Here is a 20194-nt window from a genome sequence, read left to right as displayed (position 1 = left end):
ACCTCCAGGAATGTGGAAGAAAAATTCCAAATCCGCACTTAAGCAGTTATAATCATTAGCTATTCTAAATAGTCAAATGCAAACGCATAGCGATTTGTGAGGAGAGCGATGAACATACTTGGAATCTCGGCGTACTATCACGACAGCGCCGCAGCCTTAATTAGCGACGGAAAAATTATCGCCGCAGCGCAGGAAGAAAGATTTTCCCGCAAAAAACACGATGCCAGATTTCCCAAGAATGCGATCGCCTATTGCCTAAAAGAAGCACAAATAGACCTACAGGAAGTCGATCGAATAGTATTTTACGACAAACCCTTAGTCAAATTCGAGCGCCTACTCGAAACCTATTTAGCCTACGCACCCAAAGGTTTTCGTTCTTTCTTAACCGCCATGCCCATCTGGCTAAAAGAAAAGCTTTACCTCAAAACCATGCTCAAAAGAGAACTTGCAGAAATGGCAAACTGCAAAACCTCAAAACTCAAACCATCTCTACTATTTACCGAACACCACCAATCCCACGCCGCCTCAGCATTTTTCCCCAGCCCGTTTCACAAAGCCGCCGTTTTGTGTCTCGACGGCGTGGGAGAATGGGCGACAACCTCAGTCTGGCTGGGAGAGGGCAACGAACTAACTCCTGAGTGGGAAATCGACTTTCCTCACTCCTTGGGTTTGCTTTATTCCGCTTTCACCTACTACACAGGCTTCAAAGTCAACTCAGGTGAATACAAACTCATGGGTTTAGCACCCTACGGCGAACCCAAATATGTAGACAAAATTCTCAACTATTTAATCGACCTCAAAGATGACGGAACTTTCCGTTTAAACATGGATTATTTCAACTATACAGTTGGCTTAACCATGACCAATCAGAAGTTTGACGAACTGTTTGAAGGCCCGCCACGCCAAGCTGAAGGGAAATTAACTCAGCGAGAAATGGATATTGCCGCTTCCATTCAAGTTGTCACTGAAGAAGTTGTGTTGCGGCTTTGCAGAACAGTTAAAAAAGAATTGAATGTCGATTATCTTTGCCTCGCTGGTGGCGTTGCTCTTAACTGCGTAGCTAACGGCCGCATTTTGCGGGAAGGCATTTTCAAAGATATTTGGATTCAGCCGGCATCAGGAGATGCTGGCGGTGCTTTGGGTGCGGCTTTGGCGATTTGGTATCAGTATTGCGAACAAACTCGTACTGTTCCAGGTGATGGATTCCCATTAAAGGAACTCCAGGAGGAGCGGACTGAAGTTCTCACTACCAACCCACCAGTGGCAACTGTTACTAAGTCTATCGCTCATTTAACTTGTCGCGACCAAATGCGCGGTTCTTATTTGGGGCCAAAGTTTACTGACACAGAAATTCTCGAATATTTGGATGCTGTCAAAGCTAGCTATCATCGATTGGATGATGCCGAATTAATGCCGCAGTTGGCAGAAATTCTGGAACAGGGCAATGTGGTGGGATGGTTCCAAGGACGGATGGAATTTGGCCCGCGGGCTCTGGGAGGTCGATCGATCATTGGCGATCCCCGCAATGCTAAAATGCAGTCGGTCATGAACCTGAAAATTAAATATCGGGAATCTTTTCGACCTTTTGCGCCGTCAGTCTTAGCCGAACGTGTGGCTGATTATTTTGAGATGGATCATTCTAGCCCTTATATGCTATTGGTGGCTCCTGTCAAAACCAGTCTCCGCATTCCGATGACACCCGAACAAGAACAACTGTTTGGCATTGACAAGCTCAACGTTCCGCGCTCCGAGATTCCGTCTGTTACTCACGTTGATTACTCGGCGCGTGTCCAAACGGTTCACAAGGAAACTAATCCTCGGTACTATGACTTAATTAGTCACTTTGAAAAGCGATCGGGATGTGGGATTTTAGTTAATACTTCTTTTAATGTCCGTGGCGAACCGATTGTTTGTACTCCAGAGGATGCTTATCGCTGTTTCATGCGTACTGAAATGGACTATCTGGTTTTGGAGAATTTCTTGCTTTCTAAATCCGAACAAATTCCTTGGAAACAAGATGATGCTTGGAAAAATGAATTTGAACTAGATTAGTTATTAGTCATTAGTCATTAGTCATTAGTCATTAGTCATTAGTTATCGGTGCGCTGAGCGGAGTCGAAGCGTCGAAGGGCTTTCTTCCCTCTTCCCTCTTCCTTCTTCCTTCTTCCCTCTTCCTTCTTCCCTCTTCCCTCTTCCCTCTTCCTTCTTCCCTCTTCCTTCTTCCTTATTTCCCATGAGCGACGAAATTAAAAAACTCGATAAAAAAGGCTTGCGCGATTTCGGACTCCTCATCGGCGGTTTGATAGCACTGCTATTCGGTTTAGTAGTACCATTATTGCGCCGTCATCCCCTACCTTGGTTGCCCTGGGCGATCGGTGCAGTGCTAGTTGTGCTAGGATTGGTTGCGCCAAAATCCCTGAATCCCGTTTATCACGCTTGGATGCGGTTTGGACTCATCCTTAACAAAATCGAAACTCCGATTATTCTGGGGATAGTTTTTTACCTGATAGTGTGGCCAATGGGAGTAATTAAAAGCCTATTTGGCGAAGATGCAATGCGACGTAAACTAAATCCCAAAATGGATACTTACCGCGTCCCCAGTAAAGCCAGAAACAAAGTTAGTATGGAGCGTCCTTTTTAAGTGTTTGAATCAACATTAGACTTTCTCAAAGACTTGTGGGCGTTTATGAAAGAACGCCAAAAGTATTGGCTGTTGCCCTTAATTGTCACTTTAGTATTTTTAGGAGCTTTGATTGTCCTCAGTCAAGGTTCTGTAATTGCTCCCTTTATTTACACTTTGTTTTGACAGAATGAGCAAGTTGAAGACTTTGGGCGTCAACTTAGGTTTGACACTCGGCGGTTTATTAATGGGGGTGATAATTGGTGAATTGGGATTGCGAGTTGCTGGGATTCAAGGCTATCCCAAAATAGGAGATTTGGTAGACTCTGCACCAACAGGTTTCCATACTGCCGATCGCGATTTGGGCTGGAAACTCAAACCCGGTGTGTCAGGGGAGTGGAAGGGCGAAGGCGCGAGTTTTGTGCAGGTGAATAGCGACGGTTTGCGCGATCGCGAACACACCAAAGCTAAACCTCCAAATACTTTGCGAGTAGCAGTTTTGGGGGATTCTTTCACCGAAGCCATTCACGTACCTATCGAAGAAACTTTCTGGTCAAAATTAGAACGGAAACTGACCAATTGCGAAGCCGTCAAAGGACGCAAAAAAGTTGAAGTCATCAATTTTGGAGTCCAGGGTTACAGCACAGCTCAAGAATTAGTTATGTTGCGGAAAAAAGTGTGGGATTACAGTCCTGATATTGTAGTCCTGGCTTTTTTTATTGGCAATGATGTCATTAATAATTCACCCCAACTAGAATACGATCGCTATCGACCATTTTTTGTGTATGATGCTAGTGGTAAGTTAGTTCCAGATATGTCTTTTCGGACTCTACTTCCCATCGATCGCAACCGTTATGCCGTTTCTGCGATCGACAAACTACCCACTTGGTTAGTCAACAACTCCCGCATTTTGCAAGTTGTGAAAAAGGTAGAATTAGAGAGAAAAAAGCAACAGTTATCGAATGATTTTACAAACTTAAGCACCCAGAATTTTAAGGCCCCAACCGATGCAGCTTGGCAAGATGCTTGGAAAATTACAGAGGGTTTGATTTTGACAATGCGGGATGAAGTAGTCCAAAAAAAAGCTGATTTCTTAGTTGTAACCATAGGCGATCCAACTCAGGTTCACCCAGATGTTGCCATGCGACAAAAGTTCATCAAAGAAAACAACATTCAGGACTTGTTTTACCCCAATCGCCGACTAGACAACTTGGGTAGAACCCAGGGTTTTAGGGTGCTGAGTTTAGCCGAACAGTTTCAAGCATACACTGACAAACATCAGGTTTGCGCCCACGGTTTCGAGAATTATGTCAACTGTGGAGGCCACTGGAATCAACTTGGACATCGGCTAGCTAGCATCATGATTAATCGAAATTTATGTGAAAATTTGAAACAATCTCAACTTTCAAAGGGTCAACGCTAGTATGTCAAATCTGATGAAAGATTCAACAGCTATAAACAAAGGCAAAAATTTCTTTAGTGTAATCGCTATTAATTTTACCATCATATTTATTTGCCTGGAATCTTTGTCCCTAGCTTTTTATTTCCTCACTCAAAATCAATTGTTTTATACCCGAAATAAAACAAAAGAACCAGTAGTAGAGGACATTCAAAGAATCGGAATTCGGCTAGATGACTCCACCATTGAAAGACTGCACCCGTTTTTTGGCTATGTCATTAAACAAGGTGCTTTTAGCAATAAAAAATATAATTTAAAAGTCAACAAGAGCGGTTTTTATACTCCCTTACAATATCCTTTTGCTAAAACCAGTAAAAATCAATTTATTATCGGGATTTTTGGCGGTTCGGTAGCCAACAACCTCGCCGTGGATGAATACGAAAGTACCATGTTATCTAGGAAGTTAAAAACTTATCCAGAATTTGCCAACAAAGAAATTATTGTTTTAAATTTTGCCAATGGTGGTTACAAACAGCCCCAACAATTATTGATTTTAAACTACTTTCTAGCTGTTGGTCAAGAGTTTGACATGGTAGTTAATATTGACGGTTTTAACGAAGTAGCTTTGTCAAATTTAAACAACAAATCCCAATTAGACCTAGGAATGCCCAGCGTTCAACACGTACAGGCATTAACGGATTTAGCTAATGATAACTTGTCGCCGGAAGCTATGGCTGCCATCGTGAAAATAAATGAAAATAAAAAAGAATTGAGAACAACCATTGCTCAATTACAAAATTGTAGATTGGCGTTGTGTAATGCTGTTATCTCAATACAGGTGAGGCTATTACTCAAAGATTACCAACAAGAAATTCTCAAGTACGACAAACAAGTAAAAGAGTCTAAAAGCGACCCCAAAAATAGCGGTACTGTCTATATTCCCAAATCTGATACTGTTTTAGATGATACTGATGCTTTTAGCAAAATGGTATCCATGTGGTACGACTCTTCGATAATGATGAATCAAATTTTATCAAGTAGAAGAATTCCTTATTTTCACTTTATTCAGCCCAACCAATATTATCAAACCAAACGGATATTTCCCCAAAAGGAAAAAGCATTTGCCATTAGCAAAGATAGTCCTTACATGGAAGGGGTAACAAAAGGCTATCCGCTGCTTTTGTCAAAAGTTGATGATTTGCAAAAAGCGGGAGTAAATGTATTTAGTGGAGTGAATATCTTGGACAATACAAAAGAAATTGTTTACAAAGATGCTTGCTGTCACTATAATTTAGTAGGACAGGAATTATTTGCCAACTATATTTCCAGTTCAATTATTAAAGTAGTGAGAAATGCAGCAGCAACTAGCACACCAGTCAAAGAAAGCCCCAAAAAATAAACAATTATTTATTGCTATAAAAAGACATGAAAAATTTAAATTTTTTTAATAAAAACCAAGAAATAATCAAAATTGCTTTGATTAATTTACTGTTGTTACTGGCTTTCCTAGAGGTGGGTTCCTTGGGATGGTATTTTGTCAAGCACAAGCAATTTTTCTATACCAGACAAAAGCCGTTAGATAAATCTGCCTTGGGCATTAATTTAGAAGGAGTCCGGCTAAATCAGTCTATAGTCGAAAGATTTCATCCTTTTTTCGGATTTGTTCAAAAACCGAGTGCGGATTTTCGCCCCGGTTTTAAAGTAAATAACTATGGGTTTATTTCTCCTTACGATTACCCTTTGAAAAAGACTAACAAAAATCAATTTATTATTGGGGTATTTGGCGGTTCTGTTGCTTCTAATTATTCAATATTTGAAATCCAGAATAAAATTTTGCCTGAATATATCAAGCAGTTGCCTAGTTTGAAAAATCGAGAATTTGTAATTTTGTCTTTTGCTACCGGAGGCTATAAACAGCCCCAACAATTGTTAATTTTAAACTATTTCTTAGCCCTTCGTCAAGAATTCGATCTGGTTGTAAATATAGATGGCTTCAATGAAGTAGCCCTTTCTAATTTAAACAATAAAAATAAGGTCGATTTAGCGATGCCAAGCATTCAGCATGTCTTGCCGTTGACTAACTTGGCGAATAATAGCCTTTCTACAAAAGCGATGAAAGCAACTATCAGAATTAAAGAAAATAAAGCTAAGATTAATCAGGCTTTGGAAAGTTTGCAACACTGTAGTTTGGCGGCGTGTGATGCTTTCTATTCAGTGTATATTCAAAACTTAGTAAATAATTATAAAACCGATGTGATTAAGTTTGAAAAAGAACGCACTAAACAACAAGACGATGGGAGCGTTATTTACCTTAATACTAATAAATCTGTGGCACAGGATGCGGTAGCATTTGAAGAAATGGCATGGAATTGGGCGAAGAGTTCAATTTTTATGCACAAAGTTTTGTCGGCTAGCAATGTGCCTTATGTTCATGTACTCCAGCCCAATCAGTATTATCAGACAAAAAGGGTGTTTAGCCCAGCAGAAAAGCAGATTGCTTTTAATCAGGATACTCCCTATGCTAAGGCAGTGGAAATTGGATATCCGGCTCTGTTTAAAAAGTTGCCTAATTTAGAAAAAAATAAGATTAATATATTTAATGGGGTTAAGGTTTTTGACAAGACTAAAGATGCTGTTTATGTCGATAGCTGCTGTCATTATAACAAAGCGGGAGAAGTGGTTTTTAGTAATTATGTGGGTAGTTCAATTTTAGAAGTGTTGCGGCAGGATGAAAAAAATAAGAAGAAGCGATGAGCCAGAGTCTGTGGGTATGGGTGACAAGGAACTAAGATGGATGTTATTCTCTAGTTTATTCCCTCACCAAGTGGTCTGAACGAGAGGTGAATTCTTCTTGGCTAAGGAGTCGGGTACGTCCTCGCTAGGGCTGTTAAGAAGCCCACATCATACTTCGGCTACGCGATCGCACAAGTAGCTGTACTCGGCTTGATGTGGGAGTGTGTCAAGTTTTTGGATTGCTTGGGGCTAGATTCGTTGCTTTGTCGATCGGCATTACCAAGATTTTATCAACTCGGTTCCCGTCCATATCGACTACTTCGACACGCAAATTGTTCCACTCAAAGTGATCGGCGGCTGCGGGAATTTTGCCCAAATTTGTAATCACAAAACCGCCCATTGTGTGGTAACTTCCTTTGTTTTCTGCTGACAATTCTTCGATGCCAAATAACTCAAAAAAATCTTCAACTGGTAGCATTCCATCTAACAGCCAAGAACCGTCTTCTCGTTGGACGGCTTGTGGCTCGTCGGCATCTTCAATAGAGGGAAATTCCCCCACGAGTTCGACTAAAATGTCGTTAACTGTAACCAATCCTTGAATCACGCCATATTCGTCTACTACCAAGGCTATTTGATTGCTAGATTGCTTGAAAAGTTCTAATACTTTTAAACCCCGCGTGCTTTCTGGTACAAATAAAGGTCTTCGTAGAGAAGCGCTTAAATCGAGGGGTTGACCAGTTAAAGTCCGTGACAGCATATCTGTAACGTGTACTAAACCGACAACGTTGTCGAGGCCTCCGTGGCACACGGGAAACCGAGAATGACCGCTGCCGAGCATTTTTTGGCGATTTTCTTCTACTGAATCGTCGAGATCGAGCCAGGTAAGATCGGGGCGCGGTGTCATTAAGGCGCTGACTCGTCGATCGCCCAAACGAAAAACCCTTTCTACCATATCTTGTTCGGCTTCTTCAAAAGTGCCGGCTTCGGTTCCTTGCTCGATTAAAACTTTAATTTCTTCTTCTGTAACTTGCGGTTCTGTGGAGGGCAAAATCCCCATGAGCCGCAGCACTAATTCAGTAGAATAACTTAACAGATAAACCGCAGGAGCGCCTATTTTGGAGAGCATTCGCATGGGAATGGCTACGCTGGAGGCGATGGGCTCTGGGTTGTTGAGTGCCAGTCGCTTGGGCACGAGTTCGCCAATAATTATGGTTAGATAAGTTATGGTTAAAATCGCGATGACTGAGGCGATCGCCCCTGAGTAGGGCGCTAGAGCCGGAATCAGTCGCAACAAAGGCTCTACTCTTTTAGCAATAGTCGTTTCTCCAAAAGCGCCCGACAGAATCGCCAGCAGCGTAATCCCGATTTGGACTGTGGGTAAGAACTGATTGGGGGCATTAGCCAGATCCAATGCGACGCGGGCATTGGTCGAACCTTGGTTGGCCATCTGTTGCAGTCTTACCTTGCGTACTGAGATGATGGCCATCTCTGACATCACAAATAAGCCATTGAGGAAAACCAGCAGCAGAACAATCAGAAGGTCGGTACTTGGGGACATTTCTAAAATTATCAGTGGTAACGGCAAGCACAGCCCGGTTAAAGGAGAGGCCTGAAAGCTGTCAATCTCGATGGCAAAATCGAAATTTTGTTGCTATCAATCCTGTACCTAGATTAACGGAACTCGCTCGTTTCGATCGCAGCCTGGATATATTAGAGCAAAAATTAACCCCCTGTTAAGTTCCTCGGCGACAACAGCTCCTCGACACAATCAATGATGTTTGTCGTACAATCTCCTTAACAGGCAAAGAGAAAGAGCCTTTGCCGATCGGGGATTAAAAATTAACAGCCCATGACTTTCTCTTCAATCATTCGGACTCTAGGGCGATCGCCCCTAGCCACAGAACTACTCAACAAACTCAAGCGTCATGGCTACGTGCAACTCTCCGGCGTAGCCCGCCTACCCAAAGGTTTGGTAGCTTCAGCCCTCGCACAGCAAGAGGGGCAAAGTTTACTTGTAGTCACAGCAACTCTGGAAGAAGCTGGCCGCTGGGTGGCGGGGCTGGAGGCGATGGGCTGGCAGACTGTGCATTTTTACCCGACTTCGGAGGCTTCGCCCTACGAGCTATCTTACTCCGATGAGAGCGAAATGACTTGGGGCCAAATGCAGGTGCTGGCGGATTTGGTTCAGCAACCAGAAATCACTACTAATTCTAAGCCGATGGCGATTGTCGCTACAGAAAGAGCTCTCCAGTGTCATTTGCCACCACCTGCTGCTTTTGCACCCTATTGTCTGACTTTGGCGCGAGGTATGGTTCAAGACTCGAAGATTTTAGACCGCCAACTTGTTTCGATGGGTTACGATCGGGTGCCTCTAGTCGAAATGGAGGGCCAGTGGAGTCGTCGGGGCGATATTGTGGATGTGTTTCCGGTGGCTGCGGAGTTGCCGGTGCGTCTGGAATGGTTTGGGGATGATTTGGAGCAAATTCGGGAGTTTGACCCGTCTTCTCAGCGTTCTCTTGATAAGATCGATCGCTTGGTTTTGACTCCTACGGATTTTGGCGGGATTGTGCGGGGGGCTTTGGGTGAAAGGTTGAGTTTACTAACGAACCGCGAAGGCGCCAAGGGCACGAAGGAAGAGGGGGAAGAGGGGGAAGAAGGGGTAGGGAAGGTGATTAAGGGGTTGTTGGGTTTGGCTTTTGAGCAGCCTGCTTCTCTTTTGGATTATTTGCCGTCAAATACTTTGGTGGCTATTGATGAACCGGCTCAGTGTGAGGCTCACTGCGATCGTTGGTTTGAAGGTGCTCAGGAGCAATGGGAAAGTTTAATTGTTTCTGTTCCTAAGATTCACCGCTCTTTTGTTGAGTCTATGGCGGATGTGGAAGCTTTTCCTCGACTTTATCTTTCGGAATTGGCTGAATCTTCTGTTTCTGTTTCTGGTGCGATTAATTTGGCTTCTCGCCCGGTGCCGGTGATGCCTCACCAGTTTGCTAAGTTATCTCAAATGCTCAGGGAGGAGCGCGATCGCGGTTTTTCGGTGTTTTTGGTTTCGGCTCAACCGAGTCGCTCTGTTTCTCTGCTTTCGGAACATGACTGTCCGGCTCAGTTTGTGGTGAATCCGCGGGATTATTTGGCGATCGATAAGTTGCAATTGCAGCATATTCCGGTTGCTTTGAAGTACAGCGGTTTGGCTGAATTGGAAGGTTTTATTCTGCCTACTTTTCGGATTGTTTTGATTTGCGATCGGGAATTCTACGGTCAACATTCTCTAGCTACTTTTAGCTATGTTCGCAAGCGTCGTCGTGCTGCTTCTAAACAAGTAGACCCGAATAAATTAAGTCCTGGTGATTTTGTGGTTCACCGTCAGCATGGAGTGGGTAAGTTTATTAAGTTGGAGCGTTTGACGATCGATCGCGAAACTCGCGAGTATTTGCTGATTCAATATGCTGATGGTACTCTCAGAGTCGCCGCTGACCAATTGGGGGCTTTGTCGAGGTTTCGGACTGTAGCTGATAAAGTGCCCGAACTTAACAAACTCACAGGTCAAACTTGGGAAAAAACTAAAACAAAGGTTCGCAAAGCTGTTAAGAAATTAGCGGTGGATTTGTTGAATCTTTATGCTAAAAGAGCTAAACAAACAGGGTATGCTTTTCCTCCTGATATGCCTTGGCAACAAGAGTTGGAGGATTCTTTTCCTTATCAGCCGACTCCGGATCAGTTGAAGGCAACTCAGGATGTGAAACGGGATATGGAGGGCGATCGACCTATGGATCGCTTGGTCTGTGGTGATGTCGGTTTTGGTAAGACGGAAGTGGCTCTGAGAGCGATTTTTAAGGCGGTTACGGCGGGCAAGCAGGTGGCTATGCTTGCGCCGACGACGATTTTGACCCAACAGCACTATCACACGCTCTCAGAGCGTTTTTCGCCTTATCCTATTCAAGTTGGTTTGCTCAATCGCTTTCGCACTGAAACGGAACGCCGGGAGATTCATAAGCGTTTGGCTACTGGGGAGTTAGATGTGATTGTGGGTACTCAAGCTGTTTTGAGTAAGGCGATTAAGTTTCGGGATTTGGGTTTGTTGGTGGTGGATGAAGAACAGCGGTTTGGGGTTAAGCAAAAGGAAGCTATTAAAGCTCTCAAAACAGAGGTGGATGTTCTGACTCTCACTGCGACGCCGATTCCTCGGACTTTGTATATGTCGCTGTCGGGGATTCGGGAAATGAGTTTGATTGCGACTCCGCCTCCGAGTAGGCGACCGATTCAGACCCATTTGGCTCCCTATGACCCGGAAGCGGTACGATCGGCTATTCGTCAAGAGTTAGACAGGGGTGGTCAGGTTTTTTATGTGGTGCCCCGGATTGAGGGGATTGAGGAGTTGGCTGCTCAGTTGCAGGTGATGGTTCCGTCTGCGAGAATTGCCATCGCCCATGGTCAAATGGATGCTTCGGAATTGGAATCGATTATGCTGACTTTTAGTGCGGCGGATTTCGATATTTTGGTTTGCACCACTATTATTGAGTCTGGTTTGGATATTCCTCGTGTCAATACTATTTTGATTGAAGACGCCCATCGGTTTGGTTTGGGTCAACTTTACCAGTTGCGGGGACGGGTGGGACGCGCGGGTATTCAAGCTCATGCTTGGCTGTTGTATCCTAAGCAAAGTCAGTTGACTGATGCTGCAAGGCAGAGGTTGCGGGCGATTCAAGAGTTCGCTCAGTTGGGTTCGGGCTATCAGTTGGCGATGCGGGATTTGGAAATTCGGGGTTCGGGTGATATTTTGGGCACGGAACAGTCTGGTCAAATGGAGGCGATCGGCTTTGATTTGTATGCTGAAATGTTGGAGGAGGCAATTCGCGAAATTAAGGGTCAAGAAATTCCCAAGGTTGAAGATACTCAAATTGACCTTAGTTTGACGGCTTTTATTCCTGCTGATTATATTGGGGATTTGGATCAGAAGATGAGTGCTTATCGTTCTGTTGCTTCTGCTAGTACGACCCAAGAGTTGCAGCAGATTCAGGCTGATTGGTGCGATCGTTATGGGCCGATTCCTCTTCCTGCAAAACAACTTATTCGTATTGTTGAACTCAAACAAATTGCTAAGCAAATTGGTTTTTCTAGGATTAAAGTGGAAAATAAGCAGCATATTGTTTTGGAAACATCTATGGAGGAGCCTGCTTGGCTGTTGCTTAAGGCTAATTTGCCGGAACATTTGCAGTCTCGTTTTGTCTACAGCAAGGGAAAGGTTACTATTCGAGGGATGGCCGTTTTGACTGCGGACAAGCAATTGGATAATTTGATTGATTGGTTGGGTAAGATGCAGGGTGCTTTGCCGGAAGCCAATGTTTTATTTTAAAATCGTGAAAAATTTAGTTAGCCTTTTTTTTACGATCGCCCTATTGCAAGGAATCCCGACAGCCGTTCAAGCTCAATTAATGATTGACCCGATTGAGCGGGTGGTGACTGCGGGATTGATGACTAAGGATGCCCGTGGCAATTTTAATGCTGAGGGTTTTGTGAGTCGTGCGGAGTTGGCTACAATTTTGGTGAAAACTTTTGGTTTAGAACACCGGAAAACTTCTCAGAAAGCCGATCGGGACTTGCCAGATGTACCTAAAAGTTACTGGGCCTATAGTGCGATTCAAATTGTTTTGAAAACGGGAACTATGACTGGATATCGCGATGGAATGTTTTTTCCGAATCAAAGGGTGACTCGTGCTGAGGCTTTAGCGATTTTTGCTCAAGCTTATGGTGTTTTTCAGTTTCCCGATGTTAATGTTTCTGAGATTTTAGCTAATTATCCAGATGCGGCGGAAATCCCTAATTGGGCGAGAAAGTCTCTGGCGACTGCACTTTATGAAGGTTTTGTCAATATTGAATTGGGAACTAATAAGATTAATCCTTTGAAGCCGATGACTCGTGGCGACATTGCTTACGCTTTGAACAAGTATTTGGAGGGACAGGCGAGGTCTGCTTCACCAACGGTGCCGGAGGAACCTCCGAATCGGGGTGTGGGACGTTGAATCTTTTGGTATAGTGGAGCATCTGGGTAATTTTTATATCAAATCCGGTAGCATCTGAATTATTCAGATTTCTATTCTCGGACTCTGTGTCCTCTGTGTTCTAGTAAGGTTAAATCATTCCAATACAACCGGAAACGATATGACACGAGTGTCTCGAAGCGATCGAGAAAGTCGATCGCCCACAATGCAAAATCCTGGAGCTCTGGTGACTGTAAAACCAGCCATCAAACCCCCAGGATTTCAAATTTTGCTCTCTTAACGAGATTAAACTTATCGTCAGGGAACTTTAACTTACTCAGCCGTAGCCAATTCGGTACTCCCACCACCGCGTTTCCGCGTCAGGGTATTGAACAACATTTGACCAACCGCTTTAATCAAGTTGCCTTCTAACTCCATGAACATCTTCATGTTCATGCCAAAAGCCGCATTAGCTTCGTCCACAATTCGCTCTACTGTGGCTTCGTCAATGGGCAATTCATTCATTGCTTGACGGTACTTAGTTTTGAACTCTTTTTCATCAGGAATATCCTGGAATTCATAAAAAGCAGTACCTTCTCCCTCGGTAAGGTTCATTCCCCGCTGAGCAATGCCCTTGAGGATTTGTCCGCCGGATAAATCGCCGAGATAGCGAGTGTAAGAATGAGCCACTAACAGTTCTGGTGCGGTGGCTGAAATCTTGTGAATTCGCTCGATGTAAGCTGTTGCTGCTGCTGAGGGAGCTACCTGTTCCCGCCAATTCACGCCGTAGTAATAGTACAAATCTTTTTCTAGACTTTGTTTCCGATTCAACTCAGAAAAGTAAATTTTTGAAACTACCGGATGCTGTTTTTGGCGTTCCATTTCCTCTTCTATGGCGGAGTATACAAAGTAGAGGTTGCCTACTAATTTCCGGTAAGATGTCTTTTCTACAACGCCTTTTAAAAAGCACTTGACAAAACCGACATTTTCTGCCATTGTGTGAGATTTTTTCGTTCCTTCACGCAATTTGGTCGCTAAATTGATGCTCATAATATATTGTCCAACTTTCTATTTTCGTGGTCGTCGATGGATGCGCCAACAATCTAAAAAATACCTAAGTTATTACCTTAGACTGATTTAATGAGAGATTGTATTAATTTTTATAACAAAACTTATACTGGGCAGAAGGCAGAAGGCAGAAAATCAATGGTTTGGGCTATTGAAAACGTCCTCAGCATCTTGGCGGTTGCTGTCAAAGACACAAACAGTTTAGTCAGTAGTCGTCAGTCATTGGTTGTTAGCTACTGACGACTACTGACTACTGACTACTGACTAACTTAGATGTCTAAGTCCAGCAGGTTGAGTTTGGGACCGTAGGTTTCGATGAATTCGCGCCGGGGTGCGACTCGATCGCCCATTAAGATGGTAAAGATGCGATCGGCCTCAGCAGCATCGTCAATTTCCACCCGTTTCAGCGTCCGAGTTTCCGGGTTCATCGTGGTATCCCACAACTGTGTCGGCATCATTTCGCCCAAACCTTTGAACCGCTGAATCGTGTAGTTCGCATTCGCCGGGAATTCATTCCGAATCAAATTGTTCATTTCGCGATCGCTATAACAGTAGTAATGATTCCGTCCCCGTTCCACTTTATACAGAGGAGGACAAGCAATGTAGATGTAACCTTGTTCTACAAGTGCTCGTTGATAGCGATAGAAGAAAGTCAGCAACAGCGTGCGGATGTGGGCTCCATCTACGTCAGCGTCAGTGTTATGGGCGCACAAACCGCCAGTACCGCAGACAAAGTTTTCATCATCTTCGACGGAGAAATCATAAACATAGTCGCCTACTAATTCAATCTCCTCAGCCGAAATCACTTTCAGTCCCATCAAATCATCGCTAATTGGCACGTAGTCCGATGATTTGCGACTAGGGCGTGCTAGATGTGCTTCAATCAGATCGGCATTGGCGTGTCGATGCCAAATTTGGCGGCACAGTTCGAGCTGATTTTTGCTACAAATTGCGATCGAATAATAGGGATGTCGCGTTTGAATTTCCGCATCTACAGCAGTAGAGGGTTCGTGACGAGTTGGACTGGCAATCATCCCCAACTGTCCTAACAAATAAAGCAACCCATCTTTCAGCTTGGGAGAATTAGTTGTCAGGGATAAATGACTGCCTCCTGTTGTACCATCGCCGAGGAAATAGCCTTCGAGAAAAGCCATTTGCAGTTCTTCTGTCAAGCTAAACACAATATCTGGCAGTTGCTTCAAATGTGCCTGTTTCCCTAAACCCCAAGCTTGGATTAATCGCGCCGCTGCAACGCTGTGGAAGTAGAGCTTAATTCCGTCACTGTCTGGGTCGTTATATTGGCGAGGTGTTTCGTTAAATACCGACTCAATAGCAGCAATCATTTCAGGAATAAACCGCTGATCTTTTTTGCCCAAGTTAAGACTAACTTGATGTTGGCTGAGAGTTCCCTCAGCTACATACCAGCCCAGGAACCAAATCAATTCGCGACTGATTGGCAGGTAGCGTGCAAACGCTTTGTCGCTGTGTGCTTGTGGCACAATTTGCACATCTTCGCCCAGTTGTGCTATTTCGCTGGCTGTGAAGTCATCGAGCGGTTTGTAACAGCTAACTTCGCGCCAACGGGCATTTTTGCTGGTATCATCTTGAGCGAGGCGATCGTCAATTTTCGACGGCAGCATTTCGTAGACAACATTGTCACTGTTACCAATTGCTTCAAGATAAGTCAAGAAGTGAGATAAAATTGGGCGACTGATTCCACGTTCCCACTGGCTAACTGTGACTGGCTGTTTTACTCCCACGGAAGCCGCAACTTGCTTTTGGGTAATGCCGATTGCTTCGCGCTGTGCGATTAATTTTTGCCACGCTTCCGCATCTATTTGTACTCGCGGTTCACTCCATTGATCGGGGACAGAAACTTTTGCCAAGACACGCTGACTTGCAACTTTTCGCACGTCCTCACCTTTGAGATAAAGTGATTTGGTTAACTCAGCACTATAGAAAGTTTCCAACAAATCTATCTGCGTTGGGCTTGCTGCTGGACGAGGTAAACGCCGACTGGCAACTAGGAGGTCTCCTGGCTTAACTTCGTTACCTTTTTTGAGAATAACTTCGTTATTTTCAAAGACAAAAACGCTGTGAGATGATGTCACTTTGATCGATCGATTGTAGCGCGTTGTTAGTTTATACATCCCTTCCTCATGTCCGTGACGAATCACGGCTTTCAGAGGGCGAAAACGAGTAGCATGAGTAGTTTGATCGAAAGACATCACTTGATATCGATCGGCAGCGCGGCGGCCTTCTACGCAGTCATCGATAAACCCACCAATGGTGACAAATTCGGTGCGTCCTGTATCGTCCATCACCAGTGTTGGTTCGTCCCCTGCTACGCTCATAATCACTATATGGTGATACCGCAATTGTGCCGGATCGAATTCTTCGCCTTTAATGCCCAAACCCAGGGCTGTAATTAACGATTGAATTTCGTTATTTTTGTAGATTTTGGCATCGTCTGTTTTCTCAATGTTGAGGATTTTACCCCGCAATGGGAGAATGGCTTGGAATTGGCGATCGCGCCCTTGTTTAGCACTGTTATGAACAAAGACTCCCGCAGCTAATGCAAAGTTGTGGCTGTTGGGAACTTCGATGTCATAAACATCATAGCGTTCTGCTACGGCTTCGATCTTGACCACGCGGTGATTGTAGTTCCGAACTGCTTGACGAGCATAGAGTGCGTCTCCACCAAAATAGCGATCGCAAAAAGTCTCATACTTCAACAAACACTTATCTTTTTTGGTTCGGCGATAGAGATTGTAATAATCAACATCAACCCAGCCCATTTTCATCTCAACAGCCTTCAAAGCTTCCAGAGTTTTGCGGTAATAAGTTTCATCCAAAGCAGCTTTGCGTTTGCGGCGAAACTCTGGTGTCCACTGTTCCTTCGTTTTTTCACGCCTCCACTCTAATAAATTCTCATCTTGCCATTGTTCTTTAGCAAGTTGTGAAAGAGTTTCCCGCGCTTGAGGATTGTTCGCAAAATGATTCCGAACCCGTTCCGACTGAGCTAAACGGTTTTCTTCGCAACTCCAATATTCTTGTTGCGCTCGATCCAACAGTTCCTGATTTTGTTCGCGATAAGCTTCATTAGAATCGTAAAACTCGCGCCACTTCTTCGTCATGTAAGCTTTATACTCTTCATCTTCCCACTGAGCTTTCGCTTGTTCCGAAAGAATTTGCCGCGTTTCCGGCTCCTGCATCCGCTCTTTCATCATCGCCCGAAATTCTTCACTCATGTGAATTTGACGGCTCTTTTCAATTACATCCGGGCGGTGCAATGTTTTCTCAAGATTCGCGCGGTGAAGAGCCAAGTGTACCTCAGCAGGCAATCGCTGAATATTTGTCGGATTGTTGTTGAGTTTGTTGAAATCAACATGGTGGCGGTGATTGCCCTCAGATGATTCATAGACACCGTGTTTTAGGTTGTAAAAATCCGATAAAAGATGAGTGTAAATCCAGTTATCAGTGTTTGGATTCCACACCATTTCATAACCCTTAAGTCCTTGCCCGTTTGATTTTTTTTCAGACAACTTGCGGTTAAGAGGCATCAACGAATCTTCCGGTGTCAGCATTGCTGCTGCTCTGTAAGTGCCATCCCGCAACATAAATAGATGGTCGGGAGTGCAAGTAATTGTCTCCCCATTGTCTAATGTCAGTTTGATGACTTCAGCATTTGTTTTAGTCATCCGAGCGTTAGTTATCCGCTCAAGCCCAATGTTTCCACTGTCGCGAATCGTGTAGCAAAAGTGTTCTTTACCTTCTGCTTGTTCGTCAACTATCTCTTTGATAGTTTTTGTCGTACCGTCAGCTAATATTATTTCCTGAAATGAAAAAAAACAGCCCCCAGCACTATCCCCCTCGACCAGGTATATCTCAGACAGGGCGGGGTCTCTGGAGCTACAGTCCGCTAATTTTCCGGGCAATGGAGACGATTCTAAGACCGATTTACGGCGGACTAAATCGCGGGCGCGACGGGCTGCTTCCGCCGCTTTAAATGCCTGAATTGCTTTTTCCAAAATAGCGTCGGCTACTTGGGGGCGAAACTCTAAATATTCGGTTAATACTTCGCCAACTAAGGAATCGACAATGCCCCGAACTTCAGTATTTCCCAGTTTAGTTTTAGTTTGACCTTCAAATTCCGGGTCGGGGACTTTGACAGAAATAACGGCTGTCAAACCTTCCCGGACGTTTTCACCGGCGAGGTTAGGTTCATTTTCTTTGATTTTGTTGCGCTTACGGGCGATCGAATTCATCGTCCGCGTCAAAACAGCTTTCAAACCTTCTAAGTGCGTGCCACCGTCGATCGTCCGAATGTTGTTAGCAAAACCGAGAACATTATCGCTAAAAGCATCCACACACCACTGCAAAGCCACTTCTATTTGCACGTTATTGCGTTCGCCTTGCACGTAAATCACTTCTTCATGCAAAGGCTGCTTTTCGCGGTTCATGTAGGCGATGTATTCCTTGATGCCACCCTCGTAACAGTAAGTTTCGATGCGAGGTTCGCCACTTTTGAGCAGTTCCAAACGGTGGTCGCCAAAAGTAATTTTAACGCCCGCATTCAAGTAAGCTAGTTCTCGCAAACGTGCGGCAAGTATAGTGTAATCAAATTCAATGCCTGTGCTAAAAATTTGAGTGTCTGGCAAGAAAGAAACTGAAGTGCCGGTGCGATTTCCTTTGTAGGGCTTAGCATTCAGTTCGGTTACAGGATTGCCTCTTTCGTAGCGCTGTAAATGTTCTTTTTGGTCGCGCCAAACGGTGACTTCTACCCACTCCGACAGCGCGTTCACCACCGAAATACCTACACCGTGCAATCCTCCAGAAACCTTGTAGCCGCCACCGCCAAATTTACCGCCGGCGTGGAGTACAGTCATTACTGTTTCTATTCCCGATTTGCCAGTTTTGGCAACGATGCCGGTCGGAATTCCCCGTCCGTCGTCTGTCACGGTAACGGAACCGTTGGCGTTGATGTCAACTTCGATGTGGGTGCAGTGGCCAGCCAGCGCTTCATCGATCGAGTTGTCAACAACCTCATAAACTAGATGGTGGAGTCCTCGCGGGCCGGTGGTACCGATGTACATCCCCGGTCGTTTGCGGACTGCTTCGAGACCTTCGAGAACTTGAATTTGGTCGGCGCTGTAGCTGCTGGTCATACAAAAATAGCTCCAATAATGAGGCTAAAGCCCCAAAAGCTTCTAAAATGGGAAAACTTCTAAAATTATAGCACAAAACCCTTAATGGCGATGCTAGGGCATTCTGAATGGAAATTTATTGAGGGGATGGATAGCTTGGAGCGGGGCGGACTTTTTGTGGTCAGCTAGGAGAGTTGAGTGCGATCGCCCGCCAGCAAGTAAGCTATGGAAGAAGCAACCAGGAACAAGGAATCAGGGAAATTAAATCAAATCAATGGTTTCAGCAATTGAACAAGTCTGCCTGCACCCAGAAGGAGGCTCTATGTCTAAATTAATTACGATTTGTGGTGCGACGGCGACGGGGAAGTCGGGAGTGGCTGTGGCTGTGGCTTCGCGGTTGCGATCGCCCATTTTGAGTGCAGACTCTCGTCAAGTGTACCGCGAATTTGACATCGGGACTGCCAAACCCACAAAGGTCGATCGCACTTCGGTACCACATCACTTAATTGACATTTGCGATCCGAGGGAAACCCTAACACTGGCAGAGTACCAGCAGCAAGCTCAAAAGTTAATCATGGCTTACGATGTTCCGCTGTTGTTGGTGGGAGGGACAGGTTTATATATTAAGTCGATCGTGCGCGGTTTGAAAATTCCCAGAGTTGCACCCATGCCAGAATTGCGATCGCAACTGATCGAACTCGGTCAACCCCAATGTTACCAGATGCTAAAGCAAGTCGATCCATCTGCTGCTGAGAAAATTCACCTCAACGATCCAGTCAGAACTTTAAGAGCACTAGAAGTATTTTATGTGACTGGGCGCTCTATTTCCGAACAGCAGGGCGAAAATCCTCCAAGTTATCCTATCTTGCAAATTGGCTTGGATTGCGACATGGCAATTTTGACCAAACGAATAGAACAGCGTACTAATCAAATGTTAGAATCCGGTTGGATTGATGAAGTTGAATATTTGTGTCACAAATACGGCTGCGATTTGCCCTTACTAAATACTTTGGGATATCAAGAAATCAAACAATATTTGGCGGGCGACATTACCCTAAAGGAAGCCAAGGAATTAACGGTTTTGCACACGCGGCAATTTGCGAAGCGTCAGCGGACTTGGTTTCGAGCTTATCCTGAAATTGAATGGTTTGATGTTAGTAAACCCGATTTGTGCGATCGAGTTTGGCAGAGAGTTGCAGAGTTTTGCGAACAATAAGGATTTTTTTACCGCAGAGGGCGCAGAGAACGCAGA

12 protein-coding genes are annotated in these 20194 nt (G+C 44.5%); 9 read left to right on the top strand and 3 right to left on the bottom strand.

What is annotated here, in order from left to right:
• The first annotated feature begins 108 nt into the window (after positions 1-108).
• From AAFP14_RS04865 to AAFP14_RS04840, 6 genes are all read left to right on the top strand, one after another.
• Positions 109-2052 (top strand): carbamoyltransferase family protein, encoded by a 1944-nt coding sequence (locus AAFP14_RS04865; RefSeq protein WP_341731182.1) that lies wholly within the window; start codon positions 109-111, stop codon positions 2050-2052.
• A 181-nt stretch (positions 2053-2233) separates the two neighbouring features.
• Positions 2234-2641, top strand: coding sequence for an SxtJ family membrane protein (locus AAFP14_RS04860; protein ID WP_341731181.1), 408 nt, complete (start codon positions 2234-2236; stop codon positions 2639-2641).
• The gene (locus AAFP14_RS04855; protein WP_190734603.1) at positions 2642-2806 is read left to right on the top strand and encodes a DUF5989 family protein; all 165 of its coding nucleotides are present in this window, start codon (positions 2642-2644) and stop codon (positions 2804-2806) included. It begins immediately after the preceding gene.
• 4 nt (positions 2807-2810) lie between these two features.
• The gene (locus tag AAFP14_RS04850) at positions 2811-4043 is read left to right on the top strand and encodes an SGNH/GDSL hydrolase family protein (RefSeq protein ID WP_341731180.1); all 1233 of its coding nucleotides are present in this window, start codon (positions 2811-2813) and stop codon (positions 4041-4043) included.
• A 13-nt stretch (positions 4044-4056) separates the two neighbouring features.
• A complete protein-coding gene (locus AAFP14_RS04845) occupies positions 4057-5418 on the top strand; it encodes a hypothetical protein (RefSeq protein ID WP_341731179.1) in 1362 nt (453 codons plus the stop codon).
• Between the two features lie 26 nt (positions 5419-5444).
• Complete coding sequence (locus AAFP14_RS04840) at positions 5445-6773, top strand: hypothetical protein (RefSeq protein ID WP_341731178.1); 1329 nt, start codon at positions 5445-5447, stop codon at positions 6771-6773.
• A gap of 205 nt (positions 6774-6978) precedes the next feature.
• Here the strand turns inward: AAFP14_RS04840 and AAFP14_RS04835 are convergent, their stop codons facing one another.
• The gene (locus AAFP14_RS04835) at positions 6979-8310 is read right to left on the bottom strand and encodes a hemolysin family protein (protein WP_341731177.1); all 1332 of its coding nucleotides are present in this window, start codon (positions 8308-8310) and stop codon (positions 6979-6981) included.
• Positions 8311-8601: 291 nt separating this feature from the next.
• Here AAFP14_RS04835 and mfd point away from each other — a divergent pair, with 291 nt between their 5' ends.
• A complete protein-coding gene (gene mfd, locus AAFP14_RS04830; RefSeq protein WP_341731176.1) occupies positions 8602-12102 on the top strand; it encodes a transcription-repair coupling factor in 3501 nt (1166 codons plus the stop codon).
• Positions 12089-12769 carry an S-layer homology domain-containing protein gene (locus AAFP14_RS04825; protein WP_341731175.1) on the top strand — a complete coding sequence of 227 codons (681 nt, stop codon included), beginning with the start codon at positions 12089-12091 and terminating at the stop codon, positions 12767-12769. Before mfd ends, AAFP14_RS04825 begins: the two co-directional genes overlap by 14 nt.
• A gap of 291 nt (positions 12770-13060) precedes the next feature.
• On the opposite strand, the gene AAFP14_RS04820 is transcribed toward AAFP14_RS04825, so the two are convergent.
• Together AAFP14_RS04820 and AAFP14_RS04815 are read right to left on the bottom strand one after the other, a co-directional pair.
• Complete coding sequence (locus tag AAFP14_RS04820; RefSeq protein ID WP_341731174.1) at positions 13061-13777, bottom strand: biliverdin-producing heme oxygenase; 717 nt, start codon at positions 13775-13777, stop codon at positions 13061-13063.
• 287 nt (positions 13778-14064) lie between these two features.
• Positions 14065-18963, bottom strand: coding sequence for an ATP-binding protein (locus AAFP14_RS04815; protein WP_341731173.1), 4899 nt, complete (start codon positions 18961-18963; stop codon positions 14065-14067).
• Between the two features lie 301 nt (positions 18964-19264).
• On the opposite strand from AAFP14_RS04815, the gene miaA reads away from it, so the two are divergent.
• Complete coding sequence (gene miaA / locus AAFP14_RS04810; protein ID WP_341731346.1) at positions 19265-20158, top strand: tRNA (adenosine(37)-N6)-dimethylallyltransferase MiaA; 894 nt, start codon at positions 19265-19267, stop codon at positions 20156-20158.
• Positions 20159-20194 lie beyond the last annotated feature (36 nt).

This window comes from Microcoleus sp. EPA2, assembly GCA_020882975.1.
Taxonomy (GTDB): domain Bacteria; phylum Cyanobacteriota; class Cyanobacteriia; order Cyanobacteriales; family Microcoleaceae; genus Microcoleus.
Note: the sequence above shows the minus strand (reverse complement) of the source record. Positions and strands in the feature narration are given on the sequence as shown.